Origin of the sequence: Psychrobacter sp. Marseille-P5312, from assembly GCF_900291405.1 — a bacterium.
GTDB lineage: Bacteria > Pseudomonadota > Gammaproteobacteria > Pseudomonadales > Moraxellaceae > Psychrobacter > Psychrobacter celer.
In genome coordinates, this window is the sequence record NZ_OLML01000001.1 from 177,936 (window position 1) to 192,453 (window position 14,518).

The 14,518-nt window shown below is 48.0% G+C and carries 11 protein-coding genes; 5 read left to right on the forward strand and 6 right to left on the reverse strand.

Annotation, left to right across the window (positions count from 1 at the left end):
* Positions 1-326 precede the first annotated feature (326 nt).
* The 3 genes from C6W44_RS00785 to C6W44_RS13720 all read left to right on the forward strand — a co-directional run bounded on the left by C6W44_RS00785 (position 327) and on the right by C6W44_RS13720 (position 3,089).
* On the forward strand, positions 327-1,823 hold the full coding sequence (locus C6W44_RS00785; RefSeq protein ID WP_105243838.1) for a cytochrome ubiquinol oxidase subunit I: 1,497 nt from the start codon (positions 327-329) through the stop codon (positions 1,821-1,823).
* On the forward strand, positions 1,823-2,839 hold the full coding sequence (gene cydB, locus C6W44_RS00790; protein WP_105243839.1) for a cytochrome d ubiquinol oxidase subunit II: 1,017 nt from the start codon (positions 1,823-1,825) through the stop codon (positions 2,837-2,839). The genes C6W44_RS00785 and cydB overlap by 1 nt, the downstream gene beginning before the upstream one ends.
* Positions 2,840-2,972: 133 nt before the next feature.
* Complete coding sequence (locus C6W44_RS13720) at positions 2,973-3,089, forward strand: DUF2474 domain-containing protein (protein WP_372046312.1); 117 nt, start codon at positions 2,973-2,975, stop codon at positions 3,087-3,089.
* Between the two features lie 117 nt (positions 3,090-3,206).
* Here the strand turns inward: C6W44_RS13720 and murU are convergent, their stop codons facing one another.
* Positions 3,207-3,950, reverse strand: coding sequence for an N-acetylmuramate alpha-1-phosphate uridylyltransferase MurU (murU, locus tag C6W44_RS00795; RefSeq protein WP_105243840.1), 744 nt, complete (start codon positions 3,948-3,950; stop codon positions 3,207-3,209).
* A gap of 92 nt (positions 3,951-4,042) precedes the next feature.
* On the reverse strand, positions 4,043-5,125 hold the full coding sequence (locus C6W44_RS00800) for an aminoglycoside phosphotransferase family protein (protein ID WP_105243841.1): 1,083 nt from the start codon (positions 5,123-5,125) through the stop codon (positions 4,043-4,045).
* A 398-nt stretch (positions 5,126-5,523) separates the two neighbouring features.
* Between C6W44_RS00800 and C6W44_RS00810 the strand changes: the two genes are divergently transcribed.
* Positions 5,524-8,769, forward strand: coding sequence for an LPS-assembly protein LptD (locus C6W44_RS00810; protein ID WP_227526315.1), 3,246 nt, complete (start codon positions 5,524-5,526; stop codon positions 8,767-8,769).
* Positions 8,770-8,943: 174 nt separating this feature from the next.
* On the forward strand, positions 8,944-10,329 hold the full coding sequence (locus tag C6W44_RS00815) for a peptidylprolyl isomerase (protein WP_105243843.1): 1,386 nt from the start codon (positions 8,944-8,946) through the stop codon (positions 10,327-10,329).
* Between the two features lie 180 nt (positions 10,330-10,509).
* On the opposite strand, the gene C6W44_RS00820 is transcribed toward C6W44_RS00815, so the two are convergent.
* The 4 genes from C6W44_RS00820 to C6W44_RS00835 form a co-directional block, all read right to left on the reverse strand.
* Positions 10,510-11,250: a MauE/DoxX family redox-associated membrane protein gene (locus tag C6W44_RS00820; protein WP_105243844.1), complete on the reverse strand. Its 741-nt coding sequence runs from the start codon at positions 11,248-11,250 to the stop codon at positions 10,510-10,512.
* A 106-nt stretch (positions 11,251-11,356) separates the two neighbouring features.
* Positions 11,357-11,827 carry a DUF305 domain-containing protein gene (locus C6W44_RS00825; protein ID WP_105243845.1) on the reverse strand — a complete coding sequence of 157 codons (471 nt, stop codon included), beginning with the start codon at positions 11,825-11,827 and terminating at the stop codon, positions 11,357-11,359.
* Between the two features lie 42 nt (positions 11,828-11,869).
* Positions 11,870-12,790 carry a copper resistance protein B gene (locus C6W44_RS00830; RefSeq protein WP_105243846.1) on the reverse strand — a complete coding sequence of 307 codons (921 nt, stop codon included), beginning with the start codon at positions 12,788-12,790 and terminating at the stop codon, positions 11,870-11,872.
* Positions 12,791-12,814: 24 nt separating this feature from the next.
* Entirely contained in the window at positions 12,815-14,518 is a 1,704-nt protein-coding gene (locus tag C6W44_RS00835) for a copper resistance system multicopper oxidase (RefSeq protein ID WP_105243847.1), read from the reverse strand.

The following is a 14,518-nucleotide window of genomic DNA, read 5'->3' on the forward strand; positions in this document are numbered from 1 at the left end:
AGAAGTTGTCTGTTTTTTTAGCACAAATACTCGTGACTACTAGATAGGCCATCAGGGTGCTGCATCGCTTGCGTGTGCACCGAGGGAGGCGCATAATATATTGAAAGCACATAACAGTCATGTATTAATTTATAAGGATGTAAATTACTTAATTCAGCTAAACAGTCGTTAGCTTAGCCACCATGTATCATTTAGGTCGCGCGCTAATCCATACTGAAACACAATCTGCCTATTGCCTATATATAAATAAAGACAGTATGCAGACTGTTATTTGAGCGTTTGAGGGAAGCCTGCGCTATTCAGCTAACAGATAAGGGTAACCGTTTATGTTCGCTACGTTTATGATTGACCAGCTCGATGCGCTGATGCTGGCGCGTATCCAATTCGCTTTTGTTATCTCATTTCATATTGTTTTCCCCGCCTTTTCTATTGGTCTAGCCAGCTGGCTGACGGTGCTTGAGTTCCGTTGGTTAAAGACCGGCGAGCCTATTTATGCTGAAGTCTATAAGCATTGGGTCAAAATATTTGCCGTGGTCTTTGGTATGGGGGTGGTCTCGGGCGTGGTGATGTCCTACCAGTTCGGTACCAACTGGGCGGTGTTTTCGGACAAGGCTGGTAACGTTTTAGGTCCCCTACTTGCCTATGAGGTATTGACCGCGTTTTTCTTAGAAGCGTCCTTTTTGGGGATTATGCTGTTTGGCTGGGGCCGCGTGAGTAAGCGGATGCACTTTGCTTCGACAGCCATTGTTGCCATCGGTACGCTAATTTCAGGATTTTGGATTTTGTCTGCCAACAGCTTTATGCAGACGCCGCAGGGCTTTATGCTGGGCGCGGATGGCATCTTATATCCTACCAACTGGTTTGAGATTATCTTTAACCCCTCCTTTCCTTACCGTTATGCCCATATGATGACGGCGGCGTTTTTGACCACCGCCTTTGTCGTTGGCGGTATCGGTGCTTACTACCTGCAATCTAAAAAGCACAAAGAGCACCGTCAGCATGGCCGTGTCATGTTAGGTATGGCGATGATTATGGCGATATTTGTCGCGCCAGCACAGGTGTTGATTGGTGATGAGCACGGTCTTAACACCTTAGAGCATCAGCCAGCCAAAGTCGCTGCTATGGAAGGTATCTGGGAAGATGAGCGCGGCGCGGCTCTGCGCTTGTTTGCGTTGCCTGATCAAGAAAACCAAACCAATAAGTACGAGGTAGCCATCCCTTATGTTTCAGGCTTGATTCTCACCCATTCGTTTGATGGTGAGGTTAAGGGTCTCAAAAACTGGGCACCTGAAGATCAGCCCCCTGTGGCTATTGTATTTTGGGCGTTTCGTATTATGGTCGGTATTGGCACGCTCATGGTGTTGGTCGGCTTATTTAGTCTGTATAAATACTTTAAAAAACAACAGTATGACCCCCAAAGTGTCTGGTTTCACCGTGCTTGGATGATGATGACGCCGCTTGGTTTTATCGCACTGCTGGCTGGTTGGTTTGTCACCGAAACAGGACGTCAGCCATGGACCGTCTATGGCGTGATACGTACAGCTGAGAGTATGTCGCCCATTGCAGCACAGCAGGTGGCGACGACTTTGATTGGCTTTATTGTGCTTTATGTGTTTGTCTTTGGCGCAGGGAGTTTTTATATCTTGCGACTGATCGCGCAGGGGCCAAAACCGTTTGAAGATCCCGCTGAGGACAACTTCTATGAGCACTCAGTCACAGAAAGTCAGGGACGGACACTAAGCGGTGATAGCAGTCCTGATCAAAGTACAAAAGAAAATATCGATACACCTGCTGATGATGTCGATGATGGAGGGTTACGCTAATGTTTAACTACGGTGATGTATTAGACTTACCTTTGATCTGGGGCGGCTTGATTGCCTTATCTGTCTTTATTTATGTGTTGCTTGATGGTTTTGACTTGGGCTGCGGGATTTTATTTCCTTTTGCAGGCTCAGACAAAAACCGTAGCCGCATGATGAACTCTATCGCGCCTTTTTGGGATGGCAACGAGACGTGGCTGGTACTGGGCGGTGGCGGTTTATTCGCAGCCTTCCCAGTCTCTTATGGCATTATCATGACAGGCTTGTATCTGCCGGTCATCTTTATGCTGTTTGGCCTGATCATGCGCGGCGTGGCGTTTGAGTTTCGTTTTAAAGCCTCCTCACGTCGTCACGTATGGGACAGTTTTTTCTTTATCGGCTCCGTGGTGGCGACTTTTTGCCAAGGGCTGATGTTGGGCGCGTTGATACAAGGGATTGAGGCAAGCAATCGTCTCTATACAGGCGGGCCTTTTGATTGGTTCACACCTTTTTCTATCATTTGCGGTATTGCTATGATTATCGGCTATGCGCTACTTGGCTCTACGTGGCTCATTATCAAAACCGAGCATACTTTACAAGTATGGGCCCGTAAGGTTTCAGGCTGGATGCTATTGGCACTGATCATCGCAATGGTCGTCGTCACAGGCTTTATGTATTTTTCTGATATCAAGGCGCTTGAGGGCTGGTTTAGCTTCCCAGGCTTGCTATATTTGGCACCCATGCCGATTATCGTGCTGCTCTTGTTCTTTTTGATGCGTAAAGATTTAAAGACGGAGCGTGAATATCGCCCATTTCTCTTGACGGTGGCGTTATTTTTGATGGGTTATATCGGAGTCTGTTTTGCCGTTTTCCCTTATATCGTCCCGTATGAAATGACGATTTATGAAGCAGCAGCAGCGGACACCTCGCTATCCTTTATGCTGATTGGGGCCGCTATCATGCTACCGATTATCTTAAGTTATACCGCTTTTGCCTACTATACTTTTAAGGGCAAGACAGATCATGAGCATATGTACTAGGCGTAGTATATGTGCTAAGTCAGAAACAAGTAGCATCAGAGAAATGACAGCTAAAAAGTGACAGGCCACCGCAAAAGGTGGCGGTCACTACGCCCGCCCGTATGGCGTATCTATAAAAAGATAGGAGACGAATATGAAAAAGCTCAGTAAAAAGCAATCACAATGGGCATGGTTTATTGGTCTATATATCGCGGGTTTTTTGGTGATTTTTACCATTGCCCAATTGATTAAGCTGGCTATGGGTGTCTAGCTCATAGGTGCCTAGCGTTGGGTAACCCACCCTCTATGGCTTATCGTGCCCTAACAAACCAAAAAGCAGCGCCATAAATGGTCGCTGCTTTTTTATTGTCCTATAGTACAGTGAGCGCTAAGCGCCTTGATGACTGGCGGCTCCTTTATCATCGATAAATTCATTGACTTGCGTCAGACGTTCAGGTGTGCCAACGTCTATCCAGTTATCTGCTATCACCTCGGCGGTGATTTGAAACTTTATCATCGCCTGCTTGAGCAGCGGTGCCAGTGCCGCTGGCTGACCTGAGGCCAACCCATCGACCAGTCTTGGCGACATCACGCTGATACCAGCAAAGGTATATTTGTCCGCATTATCAATCGGCTGCTCGCTGGCAAGACCATTGTTAATGGCGAAATCTCCGCCACTATTATGCTCTGGATTGTCAATCAGCAATAGATGCGCACGCTGGTCCGCCCCCAGCTTATAATCAATCAGTTGCGAAAAATCGTAAGTCGTCCACACATCCGAGTTGACTAAAATAAACGGCTCATCTCGTAGCTTGGCTGCCTGCAGCGCCTGAAATATCCCTCCTGCCGTCTCCAGTGGCTCATCGCTTTCGACCGACCAATGCAGGGTCACGCCATATTGTGCCCCGTCACCCAACCTCTCTATCAGGGTATCGGCAAGCCATGAGGCGTTGATGGTGATGTCGGTAATACCAGCCGCTCGTAGTGCCTTGATATGCCAGACGATCAACGGCTGACCGCCCACCTCTACCAAAGGCTTGGGAGTCTCTAAGGTCAGCGGCCGCAGACGCGTACCCTTGCCAGCTGCCAAAATCATTGCTTGGGTAATCGTTGCTTGGTTGGTCTCAGACATGTGCGCTCCGTGTTTTTGTTATTGCTTTTTAAATACTGCCTAGGGTATGCCTTCAATTCACTCGATAGTTATTTAAATGGGCTAAAAATGGCCTAAATATATTGCTGCACAAACTGACGCTGATACGCTGGCAATATGTGCTCTCTTAGATAGTCATTAAAAGGTGCCACCGCTTGCTGCATCTGCAGGCTGCCATGCGCCTCCAACCATTCTAGCTCAACCATAAAATCGCGCATCACTTTCGGAATATCGGCTAAATAGCGGTCTTTGCCATCGCGCTGCGATAGGCGGACAAAGATTCCCAGCACCTTTAGATGGCGCTGGACACCCATGACACTCATATCGTTTTCAAACTGCGCGATATCGGCAGCTGTGCTCACACCTGCTTGCTTTTGTAATTGCCAAAAATCACGTGTCCATGCAGATATCTGCGGCTCAGACCACTCCACATAAGCATCTCGCAGCAGCGATACCAAATCATAAGTATAAGCGCCAATCACCGCATCTTGAAAATCAATCACCCCCAAGCGTGAGTGATCGGCTTGATCTTGCATCAAGTTGCGGCTGTGATAATCGCGATGGACGACGACTGCTGGCTGCTGCAAAATCTCTTGTATCAATACCGCTTTTAGCGCCCGCCACAGCTTTGGATCAACTGCCACGCCGATATATGGCATAAACCATTCACTAAACAAATCCATCTCTCGGTCTAGCAGTGCACTGTCATAATCAGGCAGCTGATGCTCAGATTTTGCTTGCTCAACAGAGAGTGTTTGTAGTGCGACCAATGTCTGCATGGCCAGCTGATAATGGCGATCGACTCGCTCGGGTGTGGCTTTAACCAGCAAATGAGCAAACTCTACCGTACCAAAGTCTTGTAATACCAAAAAGCCGTTGGCCACATCCTGCGCGATCAGCGTTGGCACATTGATCACAGGTGCCATCAATTTGGCGACATTGATAAATTGACGCATAGCGTCTTGTTCATCAGCCGAATCCATGACAATATAACGTGCCGCTTGCGATTGAGGCTCTGTTGTCAGCTGCAGGCGATGATACTGACGCGCGCTGGCATCCCCCGGCAGACTCTGTAAATCAAAGGTCTGCTCTGTAAAGACTGCTTGTAGCCAGTCGTGCAATTGCTGCTGGCGGCTGTTGGGTAGCGGCTGGGTCATAAGGCTCTCTAAAATCGTATTATCGGTTATAAAAAAGTAAATGTCGGTGGTCAACAACTAAAGTAGTGATAAGTCTGGCAAAACCTTGCTAAAATAGTGACGCCTATCTTGGTCATCATCGCTTTTATCGGTAGATAAGCGCGTGTTTGGCACGATGGCTATTGCTGAGCATAAATGCAGCAACCTGTGCTCATCTTATAATTTTTGGTAAATAGTGTAGCTGATTTGGTTTTTTTTGACTATGATTAGTCGTCATTATATGTAAAACCGCCTGACTGTTGACACCATTTAGCATAATAAGCTCAATCTGTCGGCGCTGATGTATGACAGTACCTAAAAGATACGGCCACTCAATTACGTATCGCAATCTAACCGGCTCTGCAATCATAGGTGTGCCCTTGCTATATTCTTCGCTCTACCAAAGCATTCGTTTGATCTTATTTGGCGCGTTAGGTTTATCGAGCCTTGCGGTCAATGCCGCACTCAGCGAGGCAGAACCACAGACACAAACGACCAAGCCCCTGTCTGCGGATAGCGCGCACCGTCCTACTTATCTGGCAGCAAATCAGTCTGCCAGTCGCGTGGCAAAAGACACCCACCATGCTTTTGACCAAGATATCCGTTATCCTCAAAGCACCGTGCCACCCAGCGCAAAAAATCCGACTGTAAACCATACCCATGCAAACAATGCCCGTGCATCGAGTGATAGCGACAGTACGCCAAGCCCGTCACTTGGGACGACAGCGATCAATAACCACGGCAATAGCAATGACGACAGTAGCGTCTCAGGCTCTGCCTTGCCGCCAGCATTTGTGCCAGCTCCTGCAATACCCGACACGCTCGATGCGCAGTATGGCGGCGACACATTTTTTGATGAGCCTGCCGGCACCAACAATACCTCCCTGCAAACGCCTGAGCAAGTGGCCAGCACTTTAGATATCGATACCACAGCCACTATGGCTCACCATGCCAATCCTGAGGTTGATACCAGTAACAGTATCCACAACAACGCTGGCGCTGATACCCATAACGATAGTAATGACACTGATATCACTAACAGCGACGAGAGTATTCAAGACAGCCTCAAACGGTTGGCTGAGTTTTATGAGCTTACACCTGAGACTGAGACAGCGGCACCAAACACCAATAGCAGCATGAGTCTGCCAGACGATGAGACAAATGCGCTACCAGAGGCGCTCACGCCGAGTGCACAAACCATTCCAAAGGTTGGCCGCAATCTAGAGCTGCTACCTAGAGCGATCGATAGTGCCCAGCGCTGTGAGGGTCAATGGGTCTATCCTAAAAGCAACCCCAATTATCAGCGGGCAGTCAGTGAAGCAGGCGGCATCAATGGACAAACCGCACCGAATGTCAGTGAGATACCAAACCAGCAAGCGCCGCTATTTTCAGAGTCAGACTACGGCTATTATGACAATGTCGACTATGCTGAGCTATCAGGCAATGTCATTATCAATCAAGGCAGCCAGCATATCGAAGCTGACAAAGTATTGCTGGATTTGGGCAGCGGGGTGGCGGCAGCGCAAGGTAAAGTCATGTTTACGGACAAGGCAACTGGCAGCCGAGCAGCGCAGCGCAAGGCAAACCAAACCCAAGTCAATTTGACAGACAAAGCGACGCAAGGCGGCCTCATCGGGGTGGCCGATAGCCTCAATTACAACACCGAAACAGGCCAATCCACCGCCAAAGACGTGGCGTTTGCCAGTGTCGAATTACAAGCTCACGGCTATGCCAAGCAGCTAAACAGACCCAATGAGACGCAGTATGAGCTCGATGAGGTGATGTTTAGCACCTGCCCACCGACCAATCGCAAATGGCAATTTGACGCCAAAAGCATCGACTTAGATACCGATACCGGTCGCGGCGAGGCATATAATACGACTTTTCGTGTCGCCGATGTGCCCGTATTTTACTTGCCTTATTTTAACTTCCCGATCGACAGTCGGCGTAGCAGCGGGTTTTTGTTACCCAGCGCCAGTGTCAGTAGTGAAAACGGCTTAGAAGTTGATGTGCCTTATTATTTTAACTTAGCGCCCAACTATGATGCCACGCTCAACACGCACATCTATACCGATCGCAATCCTATGCTATCAGGTGAGTTTCGTTATTTGACCGAAAACTACGGCGAAGGTATCTTTAATGGCTCTTATTTGCCAAGCGACCGAGAGTATGGTGATGAAGATCGCAGTAGCTTTTTTTATGATCATGCATGGTCTTCTAAGAGCATTCCGCGGTTGAGTGGCGATGCCAAATACAGCTACGTGTCAGACTCAGATTATCTCGATGATTTTGATACGCTTGGCTTATCTGATAGTACAGTAAACTTACCAAGACGGGCGCGCCTAAACTACTATAACGACTATGTCAGCGGCGAGCTAAAAGTTGAGACTTTTCAGACGCTCGATGCGTTCAATGGTGATGGCGAGGCGTTGCAAGATAAGGACAAACCGTACTCACGCTTACCACAGCTAAGCGTAAACTATCGCCTGCCCACCGCTAATAATCTTGATATAACTGGTGTCCATGACTCCGCTTATTTCAAAAAATCCATCGATGATGGCTCAGAAAACGAAAAAAGCGGCACACGTCTTTATAATAAAATCAGCGCCGTCTACCCTATCGAAAGCTCATGGGGCTATGTCAAACCCAAGCTCAGCCTCCAGCACCTGTATACGTCTTATGACGAAGACAGCTTGGCGGACAATCAGCTGAGTAAAGAAGATGGTAGCCAGTCAGTCTTTGTACCGCAGGCCAGTATCGACGCTGGACTGAACTTCTATCAAGCAGGCTCACCATTTGGCGCGTTTGATGAGACCATGGGCGGTTACCGTTTGCTCAGCCCGCGCTTAAAGTACACCTACTCGCCATACAAAGATCAAAACGACATCCCAAACTTCAACACCCGTATTGCCTCTATCAACTATGAACAGTTATTTTCTGACAGTTGGTTTTTAGGTCAAGATCGTCTGCAAGATTTGCACGCCATCACGCCGGGTATAAACTATCGTTACATCGATGCAACGGGTGTGACACGTTTTGATGGTAGCATTGCAGAGCAGTTTTATATCGACAATGGACGCGTAACCTTAGAGAATGAGCAGCCAGTCTTTACCTCTTCGTCTTCTGGGATGGTGTGGAATACCAGTACGCAGCCTTATAACAACTTTTGGGTCGATGTCAGCGGCGCTTTGACCAATGACTATGACCTAAACTATGTGACCACTGAGCTTCGTTATCAGCCGTCGGACAATAGTTTGTTTAACGTCGGGTTTGTCAAGCGTCAACGTGACGAAAACACCGATCAACTGCCATTGTCTGCCTTTACCGCCTCCGCCATTTTTCCTATCAACAACAATTGGCGAGTATTGGCACAGGGTCAATACGATTATAACCGTGATAAAATGCTCGACTCTTTAGTCGGTGTCGATTATGAAGACTGCTGTTTTGGTTTTGCAGTTTATGGTCGTCGTTACTATAATGACCTCAATGTAAAGGACGAACCAACCCAAGCGGTGATGGCTGAGATTAGACTAAATGGTTTGGGCAGTGGTAGCAGCCGTTTGACCCGCCTGCTCTCTGACAAAATCTTAGGTTTTGAGCCTGTACAAAACGCTTGGAAAGACTAAGACATGATAGGTACTATGTAACGCAGCAATGATACTGCGGGGCAATGGTACCGATATTTATAACCCTGTATTTTTAGGCTTTTAGGGACAACCCTGTCTATTATTTGATTATTAAGTGTATTGGGTAGAGTTAACCGACTACCATCCGATGCGATGACATTGATGAGGAGCATCATGAGATTTTTTTCTGTACGTCAGACCAGCCGCGCGGTACTGCTATCTATGGGTGCCAGTCTTGCGCTCACTTTGAGTGCTCAAGCGGCAACCGTCAAGCCTGCGAGCGCCCAAGCTGCTGATCCAACCAGCACCAGTCGTTTAACACCAGCAAACAGTACCGACGGCATCATCGCTTTGGTCAATGAAAACGCTATCTTAAAAAGCGAGTTGGTTGAGGCCATCCAGCAAACTCAGGCGCGCGCCCAAGCCGCGGGCGAGCCGATAGCCAACTCAGCACAGCTACAGTCTGAAGTACTAAACGCCCTTATCTTGCGTGAGTTACAACTATCGATGGTCAAACGCATCGGTCTGACGCCCGACGACGCGGCCATCAATCAGCGTCTTGGCCAAATCGTACAGGCTGAAGGCTTAGATAGTATCGCAGCCTTGCAGCAGCGCCTAGATGCCGCCCAACCTGGTAGCTATGCTGCTCTGCGCGCGCAACTGATCGAAGACGCCGCTATTCAGGCACTGCAGCAGCGCCAAATCAGTAGCCGCGTACGCATCAGTGAGCAAGACATCGATGCATTTTTGGCCTCACCTGAAGCCAAACGCCTAAACCAAAGTGAATACCAAACCATTCATGTGCGCGTGCCTTATATGGACGACTATAGCCGCCTATCTGAGGCGCAGCGCGAAGAAGCACTAAAAGTCGCTCAAGCCCTACGTACGCGCCTGCTTACGCCAAATGTCGATGTCACAGAGGCCATCGCCGCCAGTCAAGGCAGCTACCCTATCCCGCTCCAAGGTGGCGATATGGGCTTCCATAAAGCAGCATCTCTACCGACAGAACTATCTAGCGAGATTACCAAACTCGATGTAGGCGCCGTCAGTGCACCGCTTATCACACCAGAGGGTATCGATATCATTAAACTGGCTGACAAAAAAGCCAGTGACACCATGCTGGTACCGCAGTGGCATACTCGTCATATCCTCGTCAAAGTCGATGAGCTGCAGACAGACGCCCTCGCCGAACAAAAAATCAATGACCTATATGAGCAGCTACGCGGTGGCGCTGACTTTGCAAGCTTGGCCTCGACCTACTCAGATGATCCAGGCTCTGCCGGACGTGGCGGCGATTTGGACTGGGTTAGTGAAGGCGATATGATAGGCCCATTTGAAGCCATGATGAAAAACACCACCGTGGGCGACTACTCTGCTCCTTTTAAAACGCAATTTGGCTGGCATATCCTGCAAGTCGAAGGCAAGCGTCAGCAAGACGTCAGCGACGAATATCGCCGCAATATGGCACGTCAAGCCCTGTATCAACGCCTAGCGCCGCAAGCAAAAGAAGACTGGCTCCAAGAGCTACGCGCGGGCGCTTATATCCAAGTGCTTGGCTAAGCACCTATCGGTATATAAACATAAGCTGTGGTATAAACATCGACAAAAACACCACTGTCAAAAAAAGGGTACATGCCAGCGCATGTACCCTTTTTTGTTGCTTAGTAGGTGGCAGATTATCGTAAGAAATACACCTAACGCTTGTATTTCTATTATCAATTCAATCGATTACAAACACGATTATAAAAACCTAACTAGCATATAAATCCCCATAGCGACCATCATGATGTTTTCGGTCAACGACACAAAACCGAGCGGTACATTTGAGTTACCGCCCACGCAAGCACATTTAAGCTCACGCTTGTCTATATACACTGCTTTGAACACCGAGACGCCATTGATACCGCCGATAACTATCGCAACGACAGCCGCTATGATACTCAGCCATGCCACACCTGCGAGCATGGCAATACCGACAAAAGCCTCGGCGAAAGGATAAACATACGCATAGCGCACAATTTTGCGTGCTAATAAATCATAGCCCAAAAACTGATTGGTAAAGCTTTCTAAATCTTGTAGCTTTTGAATGGCAAGCACAATCATCGATAAGGCGATAAACCAGATAAGCGTTTGTATCGTCAATAGCGTATCGCTCATGCCCCAAGTCAGCGAAAGGCTGGCCAGCGCGGTGGTAGCAAATATGGCAATCACTGGCGTGTAGCTAAAACCCTCCTTTTGAGCAACCTTTTTACCAAAGTAGGCTTGCAGGTCATCATAGCCACCTACGCGCTCGCCATTAATAAGTATTTGCGGGGTGGTAGTGACATTGAATTTGTCTTTGACCGCTTGCGTCTCAGCATCATTGTTTAAAGGTTTGTCCTCAACCTCATAGCCTTTACGCTGCAATAAATCGAGCGCCTTTAACCCAAAGGGGCAAACGTGATCGGCTTTTACCAGACGGTAGACGGTTGCTGTTTTCATGCTCAATACTCCCTTCACTTTATTCTCACCGATAGCTCAGTGTGCAAACGTTGTAGTCAGTACGAATATGGACACATTAGCGGTCAAACCCGCTGTCTTTGCTCGTCTACTCTAGCTCTTTTATCAGCTGCTGCATCTCACCGATTTCGCGCTTTTGCGCTTTGATGATGTCATCGGCAAGCTGGCGCACGCGCGGGTCATCGATATCGGCGCGTTTACTGGTCAAAATAGCGATAGAATGGTGCGGTATCATCGCCTGCATCCAATCCACCTGATCGACGGTTTGCTGTGAGCGCACACCCCAAAGACCAAAGGCAAATAGCACGACACTTAAGCCATAAATCATCAAATTAACTTTGGTTTTTTTGTACATATTACCCATAAAAGCAAGCATGATAACGGCCATCATCGCACCCATATATAGCGCCATATAAGCACGCGTCTCACTAAAGTACACATGATCCCATTTATAGGTATTAAAATACATCATGATATACATAACGATGGTCGAGGTAAGTATCATCAAAAAAAACTTCAGATACGGGTTCATTTGCGATTTATTATTATTCATATCCATGTGATTATCTCCAAAAATGACACCTATATAGTAAAATCTAAATCAAAACCAGAATTTCACCCCTACGGTGACGCTACTGGTATCAACATCTTCATTGTTTTGGCGACGTAAGTCTCTTGTATCTGATAATGCTGTCTCATAGCTAAAACCCACATAAGGGGACAGCTGACGACTAAGCATCTCATAGGTGAGCCGAACTTCAGTTTCTAACTCATTAAAGCCTTTGGTAATGTTATTGTCAGTATCATCCTTGCTAAATACCGTTAACCCAGCTTCAGGTATCACCACCCAATGCTGGTCTAAGCGCCATTCATACTCTGCACCAAGATCAAGCTGGACTTGACCGTCGGTATAAACATAGGCTCTAGCATCAGTCTCAATAAAGTAAGGCGCAGTGCCGACGATACCCGCCATCAGTGCTGACTTGTCGTTTTCAGTGTTATAAGCGATGCCCGCTTCGCCATTCCAAAAGACACCAAGCGGTTTCCAGTAAGACAGCGAGCTTAGGCTATCGATGGCTTTATCATCTTTGGTCTCGGCGTGACCTTCAGTACGTAATCTAAGACGGCTACTATCATCACCATACCAACCCTCTATTTCAAAGTTGATTTGATCGTCCTCGAACTGATAGCCCAAATCATCTACCGATATGCCCCAAGTCGGCAAGCTACCCATCATCACTGGTTTACCATACTCGCCATAGCCTACGCCATTGGAGTAATCAGGGCTACGCGCATCAGCAGGCGGCTCTCCGCCTTGCATACCCGACATATCCATATCGCCACCTTGCATGCCAGACATGTTCATATCGCCATGATCCATATCCGCCATATCATCTGTCATATCCATACCGCTATGGTCCATATCTGACATGTCCATTTCAGCTGCCGCTGCTAAGGGTGACGTTAGCAATACCGCTGATGATAATCCAATGAATGGCAGACTTTTTTTAATTGTTTTCATAACAAGCTCACATTCCACAATTCATTAAACGACAGCAACTTCTCTAAACATGCCGGCTTCCATGTGATAAAGCAGATGGCAATGCCAAGCCCAGCGTCCCGCCTCGCCCGTCACATCAAAACTCACCTTTTGCGCAGGATGTACCAATATTGTGTGTTTACGGACTTGAAAGTCGCCATTAGGCGCACACAAATCACTCCACATACCATGTAGATGCATCGGGTGGCTCATCATGGTGTCATTGACTAAGGTAATACGCACGCGCTCGCCCGGTTTGATATTGACAGGCGGCGCATCCTTAAACATGATGCCATCGAGCGCCCAGATATAGCGCTCCATATTACCCGTTAGATGAATCTCAACCTCACGCGTGGGTTTGCTCTGCTCGCTCATGATCTCGTTGTCGACAGAACGCAGCTGGCTATACGTCAGCACCTCTCTATCGATGTTACGCAGATTAATCCCAGGATCATCGAGGTTCATACGCGGACTATCGACGCGCATATCGGTCTTAAAGTCATACTCAGTCTTGGCATGGTGTGCGTCATAACCCTTGTCGCCCATTGCGCCCATCATATCGGCCATGGTGAGCCACTCGATACCATCCATCTGAGGCGTGGCAGCACGCGCGCCTTTTTTAGTGGCTAGGGTCGCGGTCACATAATCAGTGCGATCGATGTTTTGCGCAAAGATAGTATGGGCGTCTTTAGTTGGCGTGACGATGACATCATAAGTCTCAGCGACGCCAATGCGAAAATCATCGACCTCGACAGGCGCAACATCATTACCATCAGTACCGACGACTTTTATCTTTAGGCCGGGTATGCGCACATCAAATATCGTCTGCGCAGAGCCATTGATAAAGCGTAGCTTAACAGGTTGTCCTGCCTTGACCAGCTGCGCCCAATTAGCTGCGGTTGTTTTACCATTAATCAGATAAGTAAAAGTCGTCTCCCCTGACAAATCACTAAAATCAGTCGGCATCATGCGCATCTGATTCCACATTTTACGCTTATCAAAAGCGGCCTCTATATCGGTGGCGGCGATATCAGAAAGGAGTTTTTTGAAATCTGGTAGATGATAATTATCAAAGTCAGCGCGCTGCTTGAGTAGCTTGAGTAACGTATGCGGATCACGGTGCGTCCAGTCACTGAGCAGTATGACGTGATCTTCTGCCACCGGATAGCGCTCCGCTCCTTTTGGCTCGATGACGATCGCGCCGCGCATACCCGTTTGCTCCTGGAAGCCTGTATGCGAGTGATACCAATAAGTCCCTGATTGTTTGAGTTTGAACTTATAAGTAAAGGTACTATTGGCAGGGATGCCATCGAAGCTAATACCCGGCACACCGTCCATCTCAAAAGGTACGAGCAGACCATGCCAATGAATAGAAGTCGGCTCATTCATCTGATTGTGCACGCGGATGATGACCGTATCGCCCTCTTGCATCTTCAGCGTTGGTGCCGGCAAGGAATCATTAATCAGCGTCGCTATACTCGACTTACCATTGACGATAACAGGCTTTTTGCTGATATACAGATCGAACTCATCACCCGACAAGATAGGCACTTTATGATCGGGTCTATCGCTATTAATAACCGCCTTGCTTTGCGAGCCCGCAAGCGCACTATTTGCCATCGTTGGCAGGCCTGATAGCATGGACGCCCCTACCAAGGCGGACGATCCTGTCAAAAAATGACGGCGGTTGAGCGTATTTTTATTATTCAT